The 21798-nt window shown below is 62.6% G+C and carries 23 protein-coding genes; 4 read left to right on the top strand and 19 right to left on the bottom strand.

What is annotated here, in order from left to right:
- Nucleotides 1-36 precede the first annotated feature (36 nt).
- Complete coding sequence (gene glgA / locus HLG82_RS04425) at nt 37-1257, bottom strand: glycogen synthase (protein WP_193327490.1); 1221 nt, start codon at nt 1255-1257, stop codon at nt 37-39.
- 102 nt (nt 1258-1359) lie between these two features.
- Here glgA and glgC point away from each other — a divergent pair, with 102 nt between their 5' ends.
- The 3 genes from glgC to HLG82_RS04410 all read left to right on the top strand — a co-directional run bounded on the left by glgC (nt 1360) and on the right by HLG82_RS04410 (nt 3841).
- Nucleotides 1360-2607: a glucose-1-phosphate adenylyltransferase gene (glgC, locus tag HLG82_RS04420; protein ID WP_193327489.1), complete on the top strand. Its 1248-nt coding sequence runs from the start codon at nt 1360-1362 to the stop codon at nt 2605-2607.
- A gap of 108 nt (nt 2608-2715) precedes the next feature.
- Complete coding sequence (serB, locus tag HLG82_RS04415; RefSeq protein WP_255313938.1) at nt 2716-3630, top strand: phosphoserine phosphatase SerB; 915 nt, start codon at nt 2716-2718, stop codon at nt 3628-3630.
- Complete coding sequence (locus HLG82_RS04410) at nt 3623-3841, top strand: DUF6767 domain-containing protein (RefSeq protein ID WP_197550580.1); 219 nt, start codon at nt 3623-3625, stop codon at nt 3839-3841. The genes serB and HLG82_RS04410 overlap by 8 nt, the downstream gene beginning before the upstream one ends.
- Here the strand turns inward: HLG82_RS04410 and HLG82_RS04405 are convergent.
- Together HLG82_RS04405 and HLG82_RS04400 are read right to left on the bottom strand one after the other, a co-directional pair.
- Nucleotides 3838-4347 (bottom strand): SixA phosphatase family protein, encoded by a 510-nt coding sequence (locus HLG82_RS04405; protein ID WP_193327488.1) that lies wholly within the window; start codon nt 4345-4347, stop codon nt 3838-3840. The two genes, HLG82_RS04410 and HLG82_RS04405, sit on opposite strands and share 4 nt — an antisense overlap.
- A gap of 9 nt (nt 4348-4356) precedes the next feature.
- Nucleotides 4357-5973 carry an ABC-F family ATP-binding cassette domain-containing protein gene (locus tag HLG82_RS04400; protein WP_193327487.1) on the bottom strand — a complete coding sequence of 539 codons (1617 nt, stop codon included), beginning with the start codon at nt 5971-5973 and terminating at the stop codon, nt 4357-4359.
- A 117-nt stretch (nt 5974-6090) separates the two neighbouring features.
- Between HLG82_RS04400 and ypfJ the strand changes: the two genes are divergently transcribed.
- Nucleotides 6091-6978, top strand: coding sequence for a KPN_02809 family neutral zinc metallopeptidase (gene ypfJ / locus HLG82_RS04395; protein ID WP_193327486.1), 888 nt, complete (start codon nt 6091-6093; stop codon nt 6976-6978).
- A 57-nt stretch (nt 6979-7035) separates the two neighbouring features.
- Here the strand turns inward: ypfJ and HLG82_RS04390 are convergent, their stop codons facing one another.
- The 16 genes from HLG82_RS04390 to HLG82_RS04315 all read right to left on the bottom strand — a co-directional run bounded on the left by HLG82_RS04390 (nt 7036) and on the right by HLG82_RS04315 (nt 21795).
- The gene (locus HLG82_RS04390; protein ID WP_208584703.1) at nt 7036-7392 is read right to left on the bottom strand and encodes a rhodanese-like domain-containing protein; all 357 of its coding nucleotides are present in this window, start codon (nt 7390-7392) and stop codon (nt 7036-7038) included.
- On the bottom strand, nt 7389-7715 hold the full coding sequence (locus tag HLG82_RS04385; protein WP_193327485.1) for a metal-sulfur cluster assembly factor: 327 nt from the start codon (nt 7713-7715) through the stop codon (nt 7389-7391). The genes HLG82_RS04390 and HLG82_RS04385 overlap by 4 nt, the downstream gene beginning before the upstream one ends.
- A gap of 24 nt (nt 7716-7739) precedes the next feature.
- Complete coding sequence (gene sufU / locus HLG82_RS04380; protein ID WP_193327484.1) at nt 7740-8180, bottom strand: Fe-S cluster assembly sulfur transfer protein SufU; 441 nt, start codon at nt 8178-8180, stop codon at nt 7740-7742.
- The gene (locus HLG82_RS04375; RefSeq protein ID WP_193327483.1) at nt 8177-9502 is read right to left on the bottom strand and encodes an aminotransferase class V-fold PLP-dependent enzyme; all 1326 of its coding nucleotides are present in this window, start codon (nt 9500-9502) and stop codon (nt 8177-8179) included. The genes sufU and HLG82_RS04375 overlap by 4 nt, the downstream gene beginning before the upstream one ends.
- A complete protein-coding gene (sufC, locus tag HLG82_RS04370; protein ID WP_193327482.1) occupies nt 9502-10251 on the bottom strand; it encodes a Fe-S cluster assembly ATPase SufC in 750 nt (249 codons plus the stop codon). The genes HLG82_RS04375 and sufC overlap by 1 nt, the downstream gene beginning before the upstream one ends.
- Nucleotides 10252-10281: 30 nt before the next feature.
- On the bottom strand, nt 10282-10590 hold the full coding sequence (locus HLG82_RS04365; protein WP_193327481.1) for a Rieske (2Fe-2S) protein: 309 nt from the start codon (nt 10588-10590) through the stop codon (nt 10282-10284).
- Nucleotides 10587-11717 carry a Fe-S cluster assembly protein SufD gene (sufD, locus tag HLG82_RS04360; protein ID WP_193327480.1) on the bottom strand — a complete coding sequence of 377 codons (1131 nt, stop codon included), beginning with the start codon at nt 11715-11717 and terminating at the stop codon, nt 10587-10589. Before sufD ends, HLG82_RS04365 begins: the two co-directional genes overlap by 4 nt.
- Nucleotides 11717-13156 carry a Fe-S cluster assembly protein SufB gene (gene sufB, locus HLG82_RS04355; protein ID WP_193327479.1) on the bottom strand — a complete coding sequence of 480 codons (1440 nt, stop codon included), beginning with the start codon at nt 13154-13156 and terminating at the stop codon, nt 11717-11719. Before sufB ends, sufD begins: the two co-directional genes overlap by 1 nt.
- Nucleotides 13156-13899, bottom strand: coding sequence for a helix-turn-helix transcriptional regulator (locus HLG82_RS04350; protein WP_193327478.1), 744 nt, complete (start codon nt 13897-13899; stop codon nt 13156-13158). The genes sufB and HLG82_RS04350 overlap by 1 nt, the downstream gene beginning before the upstream one ends.
- Before the next feature lie 131 nt (nt 13900-14030).
- Nucleotides 14031-14666, bottom strand: coding sequence for an NUDIX domain-containing protein (locus tag HLG82_RS04345; protein WP_193327477.1), 636 nt, complete (start codon nt 14664-14666; stop codon nt 14031-14033).
- 9 nt (nt 14667-14675) lie between these two features.
- Entirely contained in the window at nt 14676-16229 is a 1554-nt protein-coding gene (murJ, locus tag HLG82_RS04340; RefSeq protein ID WP_193327476.1) for a murein biosynthesis integral membrane protein MurJ, read from the bottom strand.
- Nucleotides 16229-17029 (bottom strand): hypothetical protein, encoded by an 801-nt coding sequence (locus HLG82_RS04335; RefSeq protein WP_193327475.1) that lies wholly within the window; start codon nt 17027-17029, stop codon nt 16229-16231. Before HLG82_RS04335 ends, murJ begins: the two co-directional genes overlap by 1 nt.
- Entirely contained in the window at nt 17026-18066 is a 1041-nt protein-coding gene (locus HLG82_RS04330) for a copper transporter (RefSeq protein WP_193327474.1), read from the bottom strand. The genes HLG82_RS04335 and HLG82_RS04330 overlap by 4 nt, the downstream gene beginning before the upstream one ends.
- A 9-nt stretch (nt 18067-18075) precedes the next feature.
- The gene (gene steA / locus HLG82_RS04325) at nt 18076-19254 is read right to left on the bottom strand and encodes a putative cytokinetic ring protein SteA (RefSeq protein WP_193327473.1); all 1179 of its coding nucleotides are present in this window, start codon (nt 19252-19254) and stop codon (nt 18076-18078) included.
- Nucleotides 19255-19261: 7 nt separating this feature from the next.
- Nucleotides 19262-20956, bottom strand: a complete 1695-nt coding sequence (gene recN, locus HLG82_RS04320; protein WP_193327472.1) for a DNA repair protein RecN — start codon at nt 20954-20956, stop codon at nt 19262-19264.
- A complete protein-coding gene (locus HLG82_RS04315) occupies nt 20953-21795 on the bottom strand; it encodes an NAD kinase (protein ID WP_193327471.1) in 843 nt (280 codons plus the stop codon). The genes recN and HLG82_RS04315 overlap by 4 nt, the downstream gene beginning before the upstream one ends.
- Nucleotides 21796-21798 lie beyond the last annotated feature (3 nt).

Below are 21798 nucleotides of genomic sequence, written 5' to 3'. Positions count from 1 at the left end.
CGCCGACCTCCCCGTTTTGGCCTGTAATAAGCGGGTCTACCGGGCGAGGATGTCCTCGTAGAAGGCCATCGTCTTGATAGCGATAGACTCCCAGGAGAAATGCTCCTCCACGCGCTTGCGCCCGGCCAGGCCCATCTCCTTGGCGCGCTGAGGGTCGGCAACCATGTCGGCCAGGGCAAGCCCCAGGTCCTTCTCAAAGGTGTCCGGATCGAGCGGAGTGCCCGTGCCGTCCTGCTTTTGATCGATGGGCACGAGCGTGCCGGTGACGCCGTCGTCGATACAATCGGGAATTCCACCAGTCTTCGTACCCACAACGGGCAACCCGACGGCCATGGCTTCGAGGTTGACGATGCCGAGCGGCTCGTAGACGGAGGGCGTGACGAACGTGGTCGAACACGCCTCGAGCGCCACAATTTTCTCGTGTGGCAGGTGCTCGTCGATCCACACGACGCCCTCGCGAGTCTTCTGCAGGTCCTCAACCAAGGCCCGCGTCTCGTCCAAAATCTCCTTCGTGTCCGGGGCGCCAGCACACAGGATCACCTGCACGTCCTCGGGCACATACTTCAGAGCACGAAGCAGGCCCGGAACGCCCTTCTGGCGGGTGATGCGCCCGACAAAGATGATGGTCGGCTGATCAGGATCCAGGCCGTAGGAACTGAAATACTCGCGGGCACTGGCCCACTCCTCCTCCGACCGCGGCGCCTTCCAGTCCTCGAGGTCGATCCCGTTATGAATCACGCGCACCCTATCCGGATCCACATGGGGATAGGAGCGCAGGATGTCCTCGCGCATGCCGTTCGAAACGGCGACAATGCCGTCCGCCGCCTCGTAGGCCGTCTTCTCGATCCAGGAGGAAATCTCATAACCACCACCGAGCTGCTCGCGTTTCCACGGGCGAAGGGGCTCAAGCGAATGCGCCGAGATCACGTGCGGAATGCCGAACATGAGCTTGGACAGGTGCCCGGCCATATTCGCATACCATGTGTGGGAGTGGACAAGATCCGCTCCGGCGGTCTTGTCCGCAATCAACAAATCTACCCCGAGAGTCTTGAGCGTCCCGTTGGCATCGGCAAGCTCCGGCAGGTCAGAGTAGCCATGGACAGTGGCGCCGTTGCCGTTTTCCTCGCGCGGGCCGTCAAAGGCGTGTACGTGTACTTCGGCGTGCGCCTTGAGGACCTTGGCAAGCTCCGTAACATGAACACCGGCTCCTCCATAGACGTGCGGAGGATATTCGCGCGTGAGCAGATCGACTCTCATCGGTTTTCCTTTCGTGGGATGCATGTTCAACTGTATCGCCTTCAGTTGGGCAATTTGTGAATCGAGCCAAATTCCTCGGGCTAAACCGTTATGGTTATTTGTATGAGATCAAATCCACGAGTACTCGCCATCGTCCTTGCGGGAGGAGAAGGCAAACGCCTTATGCCACTCACTCAGGATCGTGCCAAGCCGGCCGTTCCGTTCGGGGGCACCTACCGCCTTATTGATTTTGCATTGTCCAATATCGTTAATTCGGGCTATCTGAAGATCGTTGTGCTCACACAGTACAAGTCCCATTCGCTCGATCGCCACATTTCGAAGACGTGGAGAATGTCTTCACTGCTCGGTAACTACGTATCCCCGGTGCCTGCGCAGCAGCGCGTCTCGAAGGAGTGGTTCTCGGGTTCGGCTGACGCCATTTTCCAGTCGCTCAACATTCTGGACGACGAACGCCCTGACTACGTGCTCATCACGGGTGCGGACAACATTTACCGCATGGACTTTTCACAGATGGTCCAGCAGCATATCGACACCGGCGTCGGTATGACCATTTCTGGCATTCGCCAGCCCATCGAGCTTTCCACGTCCTTCGGCGTCATCGACACCGATCCAAACGACCAGCGCAAAGTCCGTCAGTTCCTTGAAAAGCCGGCCAAGGTCAGCGGATTGCCGGATTCTCCGCACGAGATCCTTGCCTCGATGGGCAATTATGTGGTCACGGCTGATGCGCTGTATCAGGCTCTCCACGAGGATGCGGAGAACCTCGAGTCCAGCCACGACATGGGCGGGAATCTGGTGCCGAAGTTTGTGGCTAACGGAGACTGCGGCGTCTACGATTTCACGTTCAACAACGTTCCCGGATCGACGGATCGCGATCGTAACTACTGGCGAGACGTCGGCACGATCGACATGTTCCACGAGGCGAACATGGACCTGATCTCCATCAACCCGATCTTCAACCTGTACAACGACAAGTGGCCGCTGTACACCGGCTACACGGGCCTGCCGCCGGCAAAGTTCGTCTATGGCCACCGCGAACGCCTCGGGCATGCGCTGGATTCGATCATCTCCCCCGGTGTCATCATTTCCGGCGGCGAGGTCCTAGGTTCGGTCCTCTCCCCGCACGTGCGAGTGAACTCGTGGTCGTCGGTGCGTGACTCGGTGTTGTTCGACGGCGTTAACGTCGGCCGTAACGCCACGGTCGTCGGGGCAATTCTGGACAAATATGTGGTTGTCGAGGAAGGCGCCCAGATCGGCATCGATCACGAACACGATCGTGCACGCGGCTTCCACGTCTCCGAGGGCGGAATCGTGGTGGTACCTAAGGGCGCCCGCGTAACGCTGCATTAAATACGCGCTTGCGCGATGGGTGGGGTAGTCCGTGGGGCTACCCCACCCGCGTGTTCGCTGACAGTAACACCGGGTTCAAATGTCTGACAACGCGGCTAGTCTTGAATCATGTTGGTTCGTTTCTCGCTCGTGGCGCCTCACCCGATTCCCACCGCGTTGTGTCATCACGTCCGCCAGACGATTCTCGACGTAGACGCTGACGTGCGCGATCGGCCCGTCGCCGCCGTCGGGCTTCACGCCCACACGTGGCTTTTCAAGGCTCCGATCAGCGAGCTTGGACCACGCAAGATGTCTCTTGCCGAGTTCGCCGACGAGGTGCGCGGACCGGCCATGGCCCTCGCCATCGACTCTGCGTTCATCACGGGCCCGATGGCCCACGAAGGTCCGGCGGCGATCGTCACCGACGTCGACTCGACGTTCATCACCACCGAGGTCATCGAGATGCTGGCTGCTCACGCCGGCGTCGAGGACGAGGTGCGTGAGGTCACCACGGCTGCCATGCGAGGCGAACTCGACTTCGCAGAATCTCTCGCGCATCGTGTGGCTAAGCTCGCTGGCGTGCCCGCGTCCGTCTTTGCGGATGTGTTGCGGGACGTCCAACTCACCGAGGGCGCCACCCGCCTTCTCGACGCCGTCCACGCACATGGCGGGAAGTTCGGCTTAGTCTCCGGCGGATTTTCCGAGGTCGTCGGCCCGCTTGCAGACAGCGCGGGAGTTGATCGATTCGTTGCCAACGGCCTCGAAGTTCACGACCACACCCTCACCGGCCGCACGCGCGGCCCCGTGATTGATAGCGCGGCCAAGGTCGAGGCTATTGAGCGTTGGGAGCGCGAATGGGGCCTGGCCCCCCAGATGGTTTTGTGTGCTGGCGACGGTGCCAATGATCTGCCCATGATGGCCCGTGCGGGCCTAGGCGTGGCCTTCCAGGGCAAGGACGTCGTGCGCGAGAATGCGGACTGCGCCATTAACTTCGCCCGCCTTGACGCGATCGCGGCACTCGTGGGGTGGGACATTCATGGCTAAAACCCCCATGTGTCCGTTACGCTTCGGCGAGCCTTGCACCCTGTGCCAGCTCTATGTGACCGGACCCGAGGATTGCCAGACCGTCAAGCTGGTGATGGAGGATCCCGAACTTCGGCAAGAGTGGGCGCGCAGGCGAGCCGAGTTCAACCGTGCCAAGCGCGCCGCATATGCCGAAAGCGTGGCTCCGAACGGGCGTCAGTCCGCCGACTAGCCTCGATTCCCTTCAGACCTTGCCTGCCTGGGTGGGCGGATGAAGCGCGTCAGTGTCAGGGATCTCGGCGCCAGGTCCGCCCATTCCCCGTCGAAGGTGAAGATCGCGGCGCCCGCTGTCGGGAAGGACGAGAAGCCAGCGTCGCCCACCCCGTTCCACAGCTCATAGGCAACGTCTGACATCGTCGGTTCGTGCCCGAGCACCATCACCACCGATTCGTTGGCGACGACTCGCAGCAGGTCGACGACGTCGTCCCCGCCGGCGCTGTACAGGCTCGGCTCGATCGAACGCTCCTTGACCCGCAGCCCGCCGGAAGTGAGCGCTTCGAGCGTCTGCCGCGTGCGAGTGGCATCGGAGACGAGGACGTGGTCGATGACGCCGGCGATTCGGCTCAGCTCTCCCCCGACGAACCTGGCTTGTCTACGGCCGTGGTCGGTGAGCGGGCGGGCGTGGTCGGTGGGACCGTAGCAGGCCTTCGCGTGGCGCATGATGATGAGCGTCTTCATGGTCCCAGCCTATGCCAGCGAGATGAGGTCGATATAGTCGTCAGACCACAGATCCTCGTCCCCGTCGGGTAGCAGGAGCACCCGGTCGGGATTGAGAGCACTCACGGCTCCCTCATCGTGGGTCACGAGAATGACGGCGCCCTCGTACTTGTGCAGGGCCTCGAGAATCTTCTCCCGAGAGGCGGGATCAAGGTTGTTCGTCGGCTCGTCGAGGAGCAACACGTTGGCGCCCGACGCGACGATGGTCGCTAGGGCGAGCCTCGTCTTTTCGCCGCCTGAGAGAACAGCGGCCGGCTTGTCCGCGTCCTCTCCCGAAAAGAGAAAAGAACCGAGCACGGAACGCACGTCCGTCTCGTTGAACTCCTCGGGAGCCGCCCGGCGCATGTTCTCATACACGCTCGAATCCATGTCGATGAATTCATGCTCCTGGGCGTAGTAGCCGAGCTTGAGGCCATGGCCCTCAATAACCTCGCCCGCATCCGGGTGCTCCACCCCGGCAAGCAGGCGAAGCAGCGTGGTCTTTCCGGCTCCGTTGAGGCCAAGAATTACCACGCGCGAGCCTCGATCGATGGCAAGGTCAACGCCTGCGAAGACCTCAAGCGAACCGTATATCTTCGTCAGACCCTCAGCCCGGATCGGCGTCTTTCCGCACGCCACGGGAGTCGGAAAGCGAAGGTTTGCCACCTTATCGGCAGCCCGCTCGGCTTCGAGCCCCTCGAGCATACGCTCGGCACGCTTTTCCATATTCTGTGCGGCCACGGCCTTCGTCGCCTTGTAGCGCATCTTGTCTGCCTGAGCCTTGAGGGCGGCAGCCTTCTTCTCGGCATTCAGCCGTTCGCGACGGCGTCGTTTCTCATCCATCTCGCGTTGCGTCACGTAATGGTCCCAATCCGTGGCGTACACGTCCAAGGTGGAGCGGTTGGCGTCCAAGTACCACACGGTATTGACCGTCTCGCGCAGAAGCTCGACGTGATGGGAGACGATCACGTACCCGCCGTTATAGGTCTTGAGCCAGTCGCGTAGCCACACGATCGAGTCGTGATCGAGATGATTCGTCGGTTCGTCGAGTAGCAGTGTTTCGGCGTCAGAAAAAAGCACGCGGGCGAGCTCGACGCGGCGCCGCTGTCCACCCGAGAGCGTCTCGAGCGCCTGATCGAGGACGCGCTCAGGAAGGCCGAGCGCCGCCGTGATCCGGGCCGCCTCCGAATTGGCCGCCCAGCCGCCGGCCGCGGTGAACTCGGCGTCGAGGCGAACATAACGCTCCATCGCTTTCTGTTGCTTCGGCCCGCTCAGGGTGGACATCTCGTGTTCAGCGCGCTTGATTCGCCGCAACATTGACTCGATGCCACGGGCGGAGAGGATGCGCTCGCGGGCGATCTGCGACAGGTCCCCCACACGCGTGTCCTGAGGAAGATAACCAATCGTTCCCCTGCGATAAATGCTGCCCGAACGCTCGACCACATCAGAATTGGCGGCCTCGCCCGCCAGAAGACGAAGCAGGGTCGTCTTACCCGCGCCGTTGCGCCCGACAAGGCCAATACGTTTGCCTTTATCGACATTGAGTGTGACCTCGTTGAGAAGGACTCGCTGGCCGATGCGCATATGGAGGTCTTGTCCTTGAATCATGCACCTAGTGTATCGGCAGGTCGCACACTCTCCATATTGCCTGTGAAGGCAGGCGGTGATCGGGTATACAATTTCTACACGGCTAAACCGCCACAGTAGAACCGAAAGGCTTGGCACATGACTTTTAATGAGAACGCCCAACTTGACACCTCGGGCGTCACCCGCGGGCGTCGCGGTGCCGCCGTCGGCGGCGGGTTAGGCGGCTTTGGCCTTATCGGCGTCATCCTCTACGTGCTCATAACGGGTCAGTTGCCCGATCTTGGCCAGGCGTATGAGGCTCCCGCCAACCAGCAGGAACAGCACCAGGGGCAGAGCCTCGAGGAGCAGTGCCGCACCGGCGCGGACGCGAACAGCAACGTCGAATGCCGCATGGTGGCGGGAAAGAACTCCATTGATGCCTTCTGGAACGCACAGACGCGTTCGGAGCTCGGCATCCGCTATCAGCCTGCCTCGCTCAATCTCTTCAGCGGCCGCGTATCGACCGCATGTGGAGCCGGTTCGTCCCAAACCGGACCGTTCTACTGCCCCGGCGATCAGTCCATCTATATCGACGTCTCGTTCTTCGACCAGCTCAACCGCCTCGGCGCCGACAACGCGCCGCTTGCCCAGCTTTACATCCTCGCACACGAGTATGGCCACCACATGCAGCTTCTGACGGGCGATCTGAACAAGATTGACCACCGCTCAAGTGGTGAATCGTCGTCCATGGTGCGTTCCGAACTCCAGGCGGACTGCCTCGCGGGCGCCTGGATTCACAACGCCGCCTCCACCAAGGACGCCAACGGCAACGCTTTTATGAAGCAGCCCACCGAGGCCGAGCTTCGCGCCGCGATGGATGCGGCACAGGCGGTGGGAGACGACCGCATTTACGAAAACGCCGGGCTCGAAGCCAACCCGGACAACTTCTCCCACGGCTCGGCCGAAAAGCGCATGGAGTGGTTGCTACGTGGCATCAAGGGTGGCACCTACCAAACCTGTGACACTTGGAGCGTGGCCAAGCCCTAGTGGGCCTTGATGCAATGATGGCCGGGAAAGAATGAGTCTTTCCCGGCCACCGCCGTCTTACTTGACGATCTTCTTGCCCGTCTTTGCTGCAGCATCCTCAAGCGAGCCAAGGTTGGTCACCTTCGTAAAGCCTTGGCTTTCCAGCATCTGCTTGGCCTGGCCCGCCCGGTTGCCCGAGCGGCAGTACAGCAGGTAGTCACCGTTCTTATCGAGTTGGCCGACCGAATCGGCAAACTGACCCGAGTTCCAATCCAGGTTCTTCGCGCCCTCGAGGTGGCCCGCGCTGTATTCCTCGGCGGTGCGTACGTCAATCACCACGGCATCCTCGGACACCGACGACGTCTCGGCCCCAGAACAGGCGGACAAAGTGAGCATGAGCATTGCCGCGCTCAGCGCCACAAATTTCTTCATCATACGTTGAATCCTAACGCTCGAAGCTGATCGCGGCCGTCGTCCGTAATCCTCTCCGGGCCCCACGGCGGCAACCACACCCAGTTGATGCGGAAGTCGTCCACAAGCCCCGCAACGGCCTGGCGTGCCTGGTCTTCAATGACGTCGGTCAGCGGGCAGGCCGCCGACGTCAGCGTCATGTCTGCGATGGCGCAGTTGTCCTCGAGCGTGATGCCGTACAGCAGGCCGAGGTCAACGATGTTGACGCCCAGCTCGGGGTCAATCACGTCGCGCAACGCTTCTTCAATATCGGCAACGTTGGGCGGGGTCACAGTACTTTCCGTCACTGATTCTCCTTTCGGTCTGCGACTCTACTCGAGAGCCTGGTCGGTGGCGTCGCGCAGGGCCATCCAGCCAAGCAACGCACATTTAATACGCATAGGGAACTTTGACACTCCCTGGAAGGCGGACGCGTCGTCGAGCAGGTCCGCATCGGCGTCGGAGATATCGGCGCCTTGCTGATCCATCATGCGACGGAACGTCGAATACAGGTCGTTGAATTCCTCGACGGTTTTGCCCTGAACGAGGTCGGACATGATCGAGATCGAGGCCTGGGAAATGGAGCACCCGTGCCCGTCCCACGCGAGAGCGATCTTGCCGTCCTCGACGTTGACCTGCATCGTGACTTGATCACCGCAGGTGGGGTTAACCTGGAAAGATTCCCCGTCGGGATCGTCGATCTTGCCCTCGCCGTGGCGATCGCGCGCCGCGTCAAGAATGATCTCCTGATACATCTGTTCAAGTTCGTTCATGACTCTCCTTCATTCTCGCGTCCGAAGAACGAGCGTACACCTGCCAGCGCCTGAAGGAAGATCTCTACTTCTTCCAGCGTATTATACGGACCGAACGAGGCTCGCGACGAGGCATGGACGCCGAAATGGGCGTGCACGGGTTGTGCACAGTGATGCCCCACCCTGATCGCGATCCCCTTCGCGTCGAGAACCTGGCCGACGTCGTGGGGGTGGACTCCCTCCACGTCAAAGCTCACGACGCCGGATCGCTCGGATGCGTCCGCCGGTCCCAGTAGCCTCACGCCCGGTATCGCCGCGATTCCTTCAAGGGCGCGGGCCGTGAGCTGGCGTTCGTGGGCGGCGACGTTGTCCATCCCGATCTTCATCAGGTAGTCAGCGGCGACCCCGAGTCCCACTGCCTGGGCGACGGCTTGCGTGCCGGCCTCGAAGCGTGCCGGGGGCATCGCGAAGGTGGTCTTTTCCATCGTCACAATTTCGACCATTGAGCCACCAAACAGGAAAGGTGGCATGGCCTCAAAAAGCTCCTTGCGCCCGTAGAGCGCCCCGATGCCCGTGGGCCCAAGCATCTTGTGCCCGGAGAAGGCCGCGAAATCGACGTCAAGCTCATGGAAATCGACGGGCATATGCGGCACCGACTGGCAGGCATCCAACACGACCAGGGCGCCGACGGAGCGGGCAAGCTCCACGATTCGCTTCACGGGTGCCACTGCGCCGGTCACGTTCGACACGTGAGCGAACGCCACGACCTTCGTACGCTCATCGACGAGCCCCTCGGCGATGCCACGCTCGATGTCGAGGCGGCCGTCGTCAGTCAGCTCAAACCAGCGCAGCTGCGCGCCCGTTCGCACGCACAATTCCTGCCACGGAATCAGGTTGGCGTGATGCTCGGCGCGGGTAATCACGATGTTGTCGCCCGGCCGCAAGGTCAACCGCTCCTGCGTGCTCGCCAGGCGCTCCTTGAGTTTGCGCCCGCCGCGGAGCACGCACTGGCCACGCCCACGCGATATGTCATCGATGACGTAGGCGATGAGGTTGAGCGCCTCGGTCGAGTTCTTCGTCCAGGCGATCTCCTCGGGCTCGGCGCCGACGAGGCGGGCCACCGCTCTACGGGCGTGCTCGTATGCGACAGTCGCATCTCCAGCCAGCTGATGGGAGCCGCGCTTGACGGCACCGTTAGAGTAAAGCTCCTGGCGGTTGACGGCGTCGATCACTTGCCTCGGCTTTTGCGAGGTCGCACCCGAATCAAGGTAGATGAGCTTCTCCCCACCCTGCATCACACGATCCAAGGCGGGGAAATCTGCTCGAGGGGCAGCGCTATGCATTAGTTTTCGAAACGCTCGTAGCCCTCGGCCTCGAGCTGGTCGGCCAGCTCCGGTCCACCGGAAAGAGCCACACGCCCATCGACGAACACGTGCACGTGATCGGGCTTGATGTACTTGAGAATGCGCGTGTAGTGGGTGATCAGCATGATCCCGTTGCCGTTGGATGCGTGAACGCGGTTAACGCCCTCGGACACGAGGCGAAGGGCGTCGACGTCCAGACCCGAGTCCGTCTCGTCGAGCACGGCAAACTTCGGCTTGAGCATCTCCATCTGAAGAACCTCGAGGCGCTTCTTCTCACCGCCGGAGAAGCCTACGTTGACGTCGCGTCCGGCCCATTCCTTCTCGACCTTGAAGTTGACCATGGCCTCGTTGAGGTCCTTGACCCAGGCACGCAGCTTGGGCGCTTCGCCGTCGATGGCAGTCTTTGCGGAGCGCAGGAAGTTGGTCACCGTCACGCCGGGCACCTCAACCGGGTACTGCATGGCGAGGAAAAGGCCGGCCTGGGCGCGCTCGTCGGCCGTCAGCTCCACGATGTTCTCACCGTCGAGGAGGATCTGGCCCTCGGTGATGGTGTAATTCGGGTGGCCCGCAATTGCGTAGGCAAGGGTTGACTTGCCCGAGCCATTGGGGCCCATGATCGCGTGGATCTCGCCGTGCTGGATGGTGAGGTTGACGCCCTTGAGGATGGGCTTGGCCCCCTCCGGGGTCTCGACGGAGACGTGCAGGTTAACAATTTCGAGAGTGGACACGTTTATCTTTTCTTTTCTCTTGAGGTTTATTTACAGCGAGATGTAGACGCCTTCGCCGTCTACTCGCACCGGATAGGTCTTGACCGGCGCCGTGGCCGGAGGGGTGAGCGGCTTGCCGTCATGAAGATCGAAGGCGGCGCCGTGGCGAGTGCATTCGATCTCTTCGTCGCCGACGTCGCCGAGCGACAGCTTGAACCGCCCATGCGAGCATCGATCATCCATGGCGAACCAGCGGTCGGCGGCTGAGTGGATGAGGGCAATGTTCTTGCCCTCGACCGTGAAGCCGCCCGCGGCGCCGGGCGCCACGTCGGAGGTCGTGCACACGAAAACGTCGCTCATTCGGACAGCTCCAGCGTGATGTCCAGCTCCTTCTCGATGGACTCCATGAGCTTGGCCTGCACCGACTCCACACCGATCTGGTTGATGAGTTCCGCGAAGAATCCGCGCACCACCAATCGACGCGCCTGGTCCTCGGGGATGCCGCGCGAGCGCAGGTAGAACAGCTGCTCGTCGTCGAATCGGCCGGTGGCCGAGGCGTGGCCGGCGCCCTCGATCTCGCCCGTCTCGATTTCGAGGTTGGGCACTGAATCGGCGCGCGCTCCCTCGGTGAGGATAAGGTTTCGGTTGAGCTCGTAGGTGTCCGTGCCCTCGGCGTTGGGTTGGATGAGCACGTCGCCGATCCACACCGAATGCGCTTCCTCGCCCTGAAGGGCACCCTTGTAGGTCACGTTCGAGACGCAATTTGCCTGGTTGTGATCCACGAGCAGGCGGTTTTCGATGTGCTGGCCCTCATCCACAAAGTATGCGCCGAGCAGGTTCACGTTGCCGTTCTCACCGCCGAAGTCCACCGACGTCGTCGTGCGAACCAGGTCTCCGCCCAGTGAGACAACGATGTGCTTTAGATTGCCGTCGCGTGCCACGTGTGCACGGTTGGAGGAGGTATGGACGGCATCGTCGTCCCAATCCTGGATCGTGACGAAGGTCAGGTGGGCGCCGGAGCCGACGTTGATCTCGATGCCTTCGGCCAGGCGCGCGGATCCCACATGGTTGATGACCACGGTCGCCTCGGAGAACGGCTGGGCATCGACGAGCAGCTGCACGGCGGCGACGCCGTCCACGCCAGCGCCGTTGACCGTCACGACGACCTCGGAGTCGAGCTTCGTCTCCTTCGGGAGGGTCAGTACGTAGGCTTCCTTGGCGCTATTCCAGGCCAGAGCTGCCACACGATCCTCGGGGGCCATGAGCTGGCCGAGGCGGGCGTCATCACGCGTGACCTTCTCAACAAGGGACGCGTCGCTGACGGTGATGGCCGGAAGCTCGGCGCCGGCCTCCTCGTCGAAGAAATCCTCCATGCGCTCAAGCGGAGTGAAACGCCACTCCTCCTCGGTTCCCTGCGGAACCGCAAAGTCTGCAAGGTTGAACGAGAGCAGGCGCTCGGCCCTCGATGCTGCGGGTTGAATGTTCATCAGCCGACGGATCCTTCCATCTGAAGTGCAATAAGGCGGTTAAGTTCGAGCGCGTACTCCATGGGCAACTCGCGAGCGATAGGCTCGACGAAGCCGCGCACGATCATGGCCATCGCTTCGGTCTCTTCGATGCCGCGGCTCATCAGGTAGAAGAGCTGATCAGCGGACACCTTCGACACGGTGGCCTCGTGGCCCATTTCGACGTCGTCGGTACGCACGTCCACGTACGGGTACGTATCGGAGCGGGAGATCTGGTCAACCAACAACGCGTCACAGAGCACGTTCGACTTCGAATGCCGGGCGTTCTCGTTGACCTGCACCAGTCCACGGTAGGAGGCACGTCCGCCACCGCGCGCAACCGACTTAGAGACAATCGAACTGTGGGTGTTGGGGGCGTTGTGGACCATCTTTGAGCCGGTATCCTGATGCTGGCCCTCGCCTGCGAACGCGATCGAAAGAGTCTCGCCGTGTGCGTGCTCGCCCATGAGGTAAACGGCCGGGTATTTCATCGTGACCTTGGAACCGATGTTGCCGTCGATCCACTCCATCGTGCCGCCCTGGTCAACCATGGCGCGCTTCGTTACCAGGTTGTAGACGTTGTTCGACCAGTTCTGGATCGTCGTGTAGCGCACGCGCGCGTCCTTCTTAACGAAAATCTCCACGACGGCCGAGTGCAGGGAGTCAGACTTGTAGATCGGGGCGGTACAGCCTTCGACGTAGTGAACCGAGGAGCCCTCGTCGGCAATGATGAGCGTGCGTTCAAACTGGCCCATGTTCTCCGTGTTGATGCGGAAGTACGCCTGGAGCGGGATCTCCACATGGACCCCCTTGGGCACGTAGACGAACGATCCGCCCGACCACACGGCCGTGTTGAGCGATGCGAACTTGTTGTCGCCCAGTGGAATAGCCGTACCAAAGTACTCTTCGAAGATTTCCGGATATTCCTTGAGGCCCGTGTCGGTGTCGACGAAGACGACGCCCTGCGCCTCGAGGTCCTCGCGGATCTTGTGGTAGACGACCTCGGATTCGTACTGCGCGGCGACGCCCGCGACGAGACGCTGCTTCTCCGCCTCCGGAATCCCTAGACGGTCATAGGTCTTTTTGATGTCCTCAGGAAGGTCGTCCCACGTGGTGGCTGCCTTCTCGGTGGAGCGCACAAAATACTTGATCTGGTCGAAGTCGATACCGGTGAGGTCCCCGCCCCAGGTGGGCATCGGCCGGCGCTCGAACATCTTCAGCGCCTTCAGGCGCTTGTTGAGCATCCACTCGGGCTCGTTCTTCAGCGCCGAGATATTGCGCACGACATCTTCGCTCAAGCCGCGTTGAGCCTGCTCGGCGGCGAGATCCTTGTCATGCCACCCGTACTGGTAATTGCCAATGGAGGCAATTGTTTCTTCCTGGGTCAAACCTTCGTTTGTACCCGGTGCGGTTTGGGTCATCAGTATCCTTCCGAGACGCCACCCGAGGGCGGTGTTATAGAAGCGCGCTCCGCAGAGTGCGCATTTGTACGCGAACGAGTTCGCAAGTTCTTGGGCAGGCCGAGCGGGATATTCGTGGTACACACGTGTCCCCCAGCCGCTATCGTCGACAATCGCTGAATGGGCACCCCCAGAAGACGTGCGAACGCCTCCGTCTCGGCCTCGCACAGGAGCGGGTACTCTTCGGCGATCTCGTGGATGGGACAGTGCCCTTGGCAGATTTGGATGGCTAGGGCGTGCGGCCCTCCGCGGCGCAGGGTTGCCACGTATCCATCGTCCCCGAGCGCGTCGGTCAGCGCGGCGGCGCGTTCTGCCGGCGTCGTTCCCGCGGAGTCGAGGATGGGGCCGTATCGCTTCTCGAGAGCCTGGGCACGCGCCTGGATGAACTTCTCCAAGCCGTCCTCACCCATCGCGTCCCGAACGAAGGACAGCGCGTTGCTGGCGAGATCCGAATAGCCCTGGCCGAGCTGTCCCTGACCGTCGGCCGTGGCGACGTATTGCCGCGAGGGGCGCCCACGCCGCGCCGGACCCTTGGCCGGCCCCTCGTATTCCTCAATAAAGTTGTCATCGACGAGCACCCCCAGGTGGCGGCGTACCGCCGCTGGCGTCAGAACGAGTATCTTGGCCAGCTCTCCGGCCGTGATGGGGCCGCGCTCAACAATGAGCCGCAAAATTTGGCCGTAAGTCCCTTGATCGTTCGTCATGTCCGTCACCTCCTTGCTCCCCTATTAAGAAACATCATTGTTACATTAATCGGAAATCGCAAGTCGGAAGGGATACCGCCTCCGCGGCGTGTTGGCGGGCAAAACCCTGCTACCAAGGCATTTGTGAAAAATTAGCCGCGATCTGGGATGCGAATCTCATCGAAAGTGTCCAGGCCACGGCCGAGGGCGACGTTCGCCGCGAGCACTCCGGCGACGAGGCTCGGGCTGCCCAGGTCCGCGCGCATCACCGCGTCCGTGACTTCCCTCAGCCCGAACCACGCGAGCTCAATCTCGGCCTCTTCAGCCTCGCGCACGAACGACGACGGTCTGTGGGTCAGCTCAAAGGCCAGGTACACCGCTAGGTCCTCGTTCGACACGCCCGGCGAGGTCACGAAGTTGACGAGCCGATACCACGACGCCGCAATGTAGCCCGTCTCCTCGTGGAGCTCGCGGGCCGCGGTCGCCACCTCTGCCTCGTCCTGCTCGTCACACAAACCCGCGGGAATCTCCCACATCATCCGACGCGGCGAGTGGCGGTATTGCCTAATGAGCAACACGTCCCAATCCTCGCCGGGACGCGAAGAGGGCCTAAGCGCGACGACTGCGACGGCGTCGTCATGGTCCATCCATTGCCGGCGCGCACGCTCGCCCGACGAGAACTCGATCTCGTCGTCGTAGATGGTGAAAATGGGGCCGCGGAATCGTTCGATGCGGTCCGTTAGGCGGACGTGATCAGGGGCGCTAATATCGCGAAGTTCTTTATGCACGCCTTCAGTCTAACGCGTGAGGCTGGCAAGCGCCTGCCTGTCGGTGAGGAAGATCGTGGCCACCGCGCTTCCAACGACGACGCCCGCGCCGACGACCGCCGCGGCGAAGGCACCCGCGATTGAATCACTCACACCGAGAATCAGGCCCACGCAGACATAGGCCACCGCGCCCGAGGCCGCCAACGTGGGCAGCAGAACGAGGGCCAGCTTCGCAATTCCACGCAGGGCCTCCCGTCCGAGCGACCGGCCGATGAGGACCAGCATCGCACCCCCTCCCACGCTCAACCCGAGCGACATCGCCGCACCGATGCCCACGAGCGTGCCCCATCGGCCCCCGACGCCTACCACCGCCGCTCCCGCGAGGCCAACGATGACGCTCCCCCAGCCCAGCGAATTGGCGAGAATGACCCGGCGGGCCTGACCGCGGGCGTACAGAACCCTGGCACCGTGGTACAGCAGCGAAAAGCCGACGAGCCCCACGGACATCGCTTGCAGGGCCGCGTCGAGACCGTTAATGTCGCGCCCGAGATCGAGCACGATCTTCGCCGGCTGGGCGAGCACGATAAGGAGCGCCGCACCGGACATTCCCATCGCCGTGACGATAGCCGTCGACCGCGCCACGAGCTGGCGAAGATGCTCGCCGCTGGCTTTCGAGATCTGCGGGAACGTCACCGTCGCAACCGGCACAGCCAGCACCGCGTAGGGCACCATGAAAATGGCGTAGGCGTAGTTGAAGGCGGCGTAGGTACCCACGTCTCCCAGGCCGTTGGCCGTGACCATGATCGCGATGATCGCCCCCTGTTGCGCGAGCAACGCGGCGAGCCCGGCGAGGCCGAGCCGCGCAGTCGTGCGGCCAGCCCCAGGCGGAAAAGCGAACGTCGGGCGAAGGCGAAGGTAGCGCGATGCGACCGCCAGCTGCGGAAGCGCGAAAACCGCCACGCCGGCCGTTGTTCCCCAACCCAGCAAGGCCATGCCGGAGACAGAAAGCGAGCCGGGGGCATCAAAGGGATTCGATATGAGCGAATAGACGACGAACATCGCCGTCACGGACACCGAGGATAAGAGCGGCGAAAGGGCAGGCAGCAGAAAGCGTCCGTGGCTGTGAAGGATTCCGGTTGCGACCACCGACAGCCCATAGAGTGGAATCTGGATCGCGAAGATGCGCAAGAGGTTGGCCGCCAGCATGGCAACGCCCGCATCGAGGCCAGGAAGCAACGCGTGCGTCAGCGGCCCGGCGAGGATCGCAACCACCGCCGCAAGCGGCACACCGACGGCGAGTATCCACGTCATGAGGGCCGACGCCGCCTGTTCGGCGTCCCTGGCCTGCCCCTTCGCGATCATCCGGGAGAGCAAGGGAATCACCGCGCCCGCGAGGGCGCCGCCCGCGGCGACCTCGAACAACACGTTGGGCACGGTATTGGCCGTGTCGTAGGCGACCGCGATCGGGGAATCGGACAGAGCCCATGACTGGGCGAGCTTGCGAGCGAGTCCGAACAGACGCGAGGCGAGCGTCAGAGCAGCAACAAGGCCCGTCGCGCCCACTAGCGCCCGCGCCGCGCGCATTAGGACCTACCTAACGCATCCAACTCGCGCAGCCCAGGCGTGGACTCGATAATGGCCGAGAAAGAAACCTTTTCCGAGGCCGCATTCAGACCCGCGAGCAGGGCAAGGAGACCGAGCTTGACGGGAAGCCCAAGCTCCGTCAGCACCACGCCCAGCTGCGCGCCGAGGGCGTTTGCGCCGAGGTCGCCGAGCATCTTCTTGCCCTGCAGATCCTCGCGCAGGCCGGTCGTGGCAACTACCCCGCAGATCCGCGCGGTCTGCGAGCCTGCCAGCGCAGGTGCCAGGCTGGCGGCCATGAGGAATTTGCGTGCACGCCCCGGGCGCAGGTCGAGAAGGTTCGCAACGTTTGCGCTGAGCGCGATGAGGGCTGCGTCCACGAGGCTTTCGGCAGGGCGCTTACGCCCCAACATACCCGCGATGAGGGATCCTGCACCCACAGCACCCATCTTGACCACGCCGGAGGTCAAACGGCCCTCCCGAAGCGCGCCCAAGTGGCCCGCGTAGCCTTTGCCGCGGGCAGGAAAACGGTCCTCGAGGTGGTCATCGACGTAGCCAGCCGCGGCGGCAGACACACTCGCGACGACGGCTGCCATCGCCCTCGCAAGCCCGGGGGCATCCGTCCCGGCACAACGGGCGTGAAGCAGGTTGCCAAACACCAGGCCAGCTGCGGCCTCGACACCGCCGGTCAGGGACACCGGCTGGCCCGAATAGTTGGTCCGGGTCCAACCGCTGATCTTCACCTCTGAAAGCAGATGCCGGGTGAGCACCTCGCCGGCAATCGCGCCCACAGCCGAGATCATTCAGTGGTCTCCTCGCTCGGCGTGGCCTCGCCGTCCGCCGGGGGCTCTGTTGCGGCCGCGGTGGCACCGTCCGCCGGCGCCTCCGTCGCACCCTCGGTGGCAACCGGCGATAGCTCGAGCGTGCCAAGCACACTTTGTGCTCCGCTGTCAATCCCCAGATGGATCACCGCGTTGTTCAGCGCGGAGGCGGCAGCAATGGCCACGTTGATCTGGCCGATGACGAGTTCAGGGGAATCGGCGGTAGAGATTCGGACCCCGCCGTCACGAAGCGCGCGGACGACGTCGCCATCCGAGTTGGCCGCACCCACCGCAACCGCCGGGCCACGCGCCGCGATCTCGGAAACGAGCGCGGTCAAGGTCTCGGACGTGTACTGCTGCTGCGCCACGGCGTCGGCATCCTTGGTGGCATTCTTCGACGGGTCGATGTCGGCTGCGAGCGCAATTACCACATCCGCCGGATCCTTCATGGCGTCCACTGCCAGCATTGGAGTATCGGTGCCGGTCATCAGGCCAGCCAACGTGCCATGCTTCGTCACGCCCTCGCGGGTAATCGCGTTGAGTGCCCCGGCAAGAATCGTGTTCGTGTCGGCATTATTAGCCACCCCAGGAACATAGGTTCGAATCTGGTCGGCAAACGTCGAACGGAAGGATGTCTGGCTCGCCAGCGTCCACGCATCCGTCACGGTCGCCTGGCCCGTCATCGTCGCACCCGCCAGCTCGAGCTTCGCGCGCACGTCGCTGACCTGTGCCTGCGGCACACCCGGAAGCACCACGAGCGCCACCCGGCGCCCATCCAGCTTTCCGTTGACGAGGCTCGGGGCAAGCTCGTTAAACGCCTGGCTCTGCGAATTGGTCACATGCGCCAGGGAAGATTTGTCCGCCTTCAACTGCTCATTGGTGACGCGCAGATCGGCAACCTGGCCCTGAAGCACGTTCCCGATCGAGTTCTGCAGGGGTCCGGCACCCAAGATGATACCAATGGCCAGCGCGAAGAAGACCGAGATGAGTGAGACTAAGTGATACCTAAAATCAACCACAATGACACCCTAAAATAGATTCTTAATCCAGATGATCAAGTCCGACCACCACACGTTGATCAAATCGAACGTAATGCGCCCGACCTCGGTTGCCGACACGGCAGCCATCACACACGCCACGCCCGCGATCAGCAAGAAGGCAATCTGCCAGTTGGAAATCCGCGAACGATACAGGCGCGATACTCCTCTGGCGTCAACGAGCTTGGAGCCGACCTGCAAGCGAGTGAGGAACGTCGAGGCCATGCCACGGCGTCCCTTGTCGAGGAAGTCCATGAGATTTGAATGGGTCCCCACCGCGACGATCATGTTGGCGCCCTTGCCGTCCGCCAGCAACATCGCGATGTCCTCCGAGGTGCCCGCAGCGGGGAAAATACTGTGCTCAACGCCCAGATCTTCGAGCCGCTTTTGTCCGGGCGCGTTGCCGTCGCGGTAGGCGTGCACCACGACCTCCGCGCCCGACCGAAGCGCCTCATCCGAGACCGAATCCATATCGCCAATAATCATGTCGAGCTTGTAGCCCGCCTCTAGGACCGCGTCGGCTCCCCCGTCTACGCCAACAATCACCGGGCGGTATTCGCGAATATAGGGGCGAAGTGTCTGCAGGTCTTCCTTGTAGTCATGGCCGCGCACCACGATCAGCACGTGACGGCCCTCGAAAACTGTACGCACGGCTGGCAATCCCGCACCGTCGAGGATGAGCTCCTGCTCCTTGTCGAGGTACTCCATCGTGTTGTTGGCGAAAGCTTTGAGCTGGACCGTCATGCCCGCCTTGGCCGCCTCGAGATTCTGCTCGATTGACTCGGCCGTCTGATAGTCGCCCTGACTGATCAGCGTCAGCCCGCGATAGACCTCGCCGTCGGCCGTAATCTTCAACGTGTGGCCATCACGAATGTCCATAATTCCCGAGCCGAGGTTGTCGATCACGGGGATTCCGGCGTCGTGAAGAATCTGCGGGCCCATATTGGGATATCTTCCCGACGTCGATTTGGCCGCGTTGAGCACGGCGGCGGGCCGAGCCTCGACAAGGCTTTCGGCAGCGACGCGATCGATGTCCTCATGGTCGATGACGGCGAGCTCGCCGGGGTTAAGCCTCTTGACGAGATTCTTCGTGCGCGAATCGACGCGGGCAATGCCAGCGAGCTCACCCGTGTCGACTTCTACATCGCGGTGTCGGCGCTTAAACTTCATTCTTTTATCATGGCACAACGGCAGTGGAAAGTAATTCAGCCGCATGGGTGCGCGCCGCAGCCGATTCGGCGTGGCCCGAGAGCATGCGGGCCAGCTCCTCGACCCGCTCCTCCCCGTCGATGACCACCACATCGGTCGACGTCGCCGACCCATCTGTCTTCTTCGTGACGACGACGTGGTGGTCGGCGTAGGCCGCCACCTGGGCGAGGTGGGTCACCGTCAATACCTGGCTAGCCTTGCCGACCCGTGCAAGCCGCTGACCGACCGAAAGCGCCGTCTTTCCGCCGATTCCCGCGTCCACCTCGTCAAAGATGAAGGTGTGATCGGGCATCGGGTTGGCATTCAGCGCGCTCTCGAGCGCGAGCATGATGCGCGATATTTCACCGCCTGAGGCCGTCGACGACAGCGGCAGTGCGGGCGTGCCACGATGGGCGGCAAGCAGGAAGGTCACCTCGTCGAGACCGTGGCGGGTCGGGCCGTCAGTCGGCTCGATGGCGACGCTAAATGTGGCGTCTTTCATGGCCAGGCCATGCAATTCCTCACTCACCAACGCCCCAAGTTTTTCGCCCGCCTTGCGGCGTTGCGTGCGGAGCCGGCGGCCGTAGTCCATGACAGAACGATGGGCCTCCTTCACCTTCTCCTCGAGCTCGGCAAGGTGCTCCTCAGGTGCCGCCAACGAACGTAGCTTCGCATCTGCCGAGGCCCGCTGGTCAAGAATCTCCTCGATGGACATCCCCAAGTCGCGCTGAAGCGAACGCAGCTCCGCACGCCTGGCGTGAATCTCGTTCAACTCTTCGGGATCGGCCTCGAGCGCGGCAAGCTTCAAGCCCAGTACGTTGACGACGTCGGAGGCGACGATTGATACGTCGTGGAGTTGCTGAGAAAGATCGCCGAGTTCCGTGTCGGCGTCGCACACCTGGGCGAGCATCTGCGCCGCCGTGTCAATGGCGCCCAACACTCCCCCGTCATCCTCGCCACTGAGCACACTCATCGAACTTGCCATCGCAACGCGAAGATCTTCCACGTGTTCGAGAACCATCGCCCGAGCCTTTAACTCGTCTTCCTCACCAGCCTGCGGCTCGACGGCGTCGACACGCTTGACAAGCGCCTCCAGCGCGAGCCGTTCCGAGGCGGCCTGACGCATGCCCGCGCGGAACTCCTCGAGCGTCGCCTGCGCCTGGCGCAGGTTTGCCCAGGCCCGATCGTAGGCCTCGCGTGCCTCCATGAGTGGCGGACCGCCAAACGCATCGAGTGCCGCGCGCTGCTGCGCCTCCGAGCGGAGCTTAAGCTGGTCGGTCTGTCCGTGGACGGTCACAAGATGCTGGGCGATCTCTTCAAGCACCGCCATCGGGACCGTCTGTCCGCCGACGTAGGCACGCGAGCGTCCGCGGGCCGGAACATGCCGAGCAACGATGATGGCGGCCTGATCGCCCTCCATATCCACGGTGCCACCGGCGTTTTCCACGATCGACACGACCGGCGACTCGGCGGACACCACGAACGTCGCCTCGACGGTGGCCTTCTCGGCGCCCGCCCGCACACGGCTCGGGTCTGCCTTTGCCCCCATGAGCAGGGACAGGGAGGTCAACGCCATCGTTTTGCCCGCGCCGGTCTCACCCGTAATGGCCGTCATGCCGTTCGACAAGTTCAGGTTTGCCGACTCGATGACTCCGAGCTGGGAAATACGCAGTTCATCAATCACGCTGGATCCTTCGGCTGACGCCAGCCGTCGACTGGCAAATGGAACTTGCGCACGAGGCGGCCAGAGAAGGGCGAATCGTTCAAACGCGCCAGCCGGACCGGGTGCTCGCCCTTGACCGCCGTAATGAAGGAACCCTCGGGCGCCTCGAGTGTGCGGCGGCCGTCGAACCACACAACCGCGTTATCCGAGCGCAGGCGCACCTCAAGCGTGGAGTCCTTCGAGACAACCAGTGGCCGAGCAAAGAGCGCGTGAGCGGCAATCGGCGTCAGGAGCAAAGCCTGCACATCGGGCCACACAATCGGCCCGCCCGCGGAGAAGCTGTAGGCAGTCGAACCCGTGGGCGTCGACAGCACAACGGCGTCCGCCTTAAAGGAGGACAAGCCCAGGCCGTCCACGCCGATGTTCGCTTCGATCATGCGCGCGTTGGGCCCCTTTTCGACCGAGGCCTCGTTCAGAGCCCAGTCGCTGGCCGTGTGGCCGTCCGGGTACGTCACCGTCACGTCAATCGTCAGGCGAGTGTCCACCGTCCATTCCTTGCGCACGATAGCGCGAACGACCTGCGCGAACTCCGACGGGTCCTCCTCGGCAAGAAAGCCGACGTGACCGAAGTTGATACCCAAAATGGGCGTCTCGAAGGGCCTGGCGAGCTCAGCGGCACGCAAGATCGTGCCGTCACCACCAACGACAAGGAGAAGATCGGCGCAGGCCAGCTGATCTGGTTCCTCATCTACCCAGAATGCCTGCGCCCCGGCGTCGACGAGGCGATCACGAGCCACCCGGGCATCGTGTGCCGCATCCAGGCGCTGATCGTGGGTCACGATTCCAACGCGAACGGTCAATGC

The sequence above is a fragment of the Trueperella pecoris genome (assembly GCF_014926385.1).
Classification (GTDB): Bacteria; Actinomycetota; Actinomycetes; order Actinomycetales; family Actinomycetaceae; genus Trueperella; species Trueperella pecoris.
The sequence above is the reverse complement of the archived record's forward strand: the minus strand, read 5'-3'. Positions and strand labels throughout refer to the sequence as shown.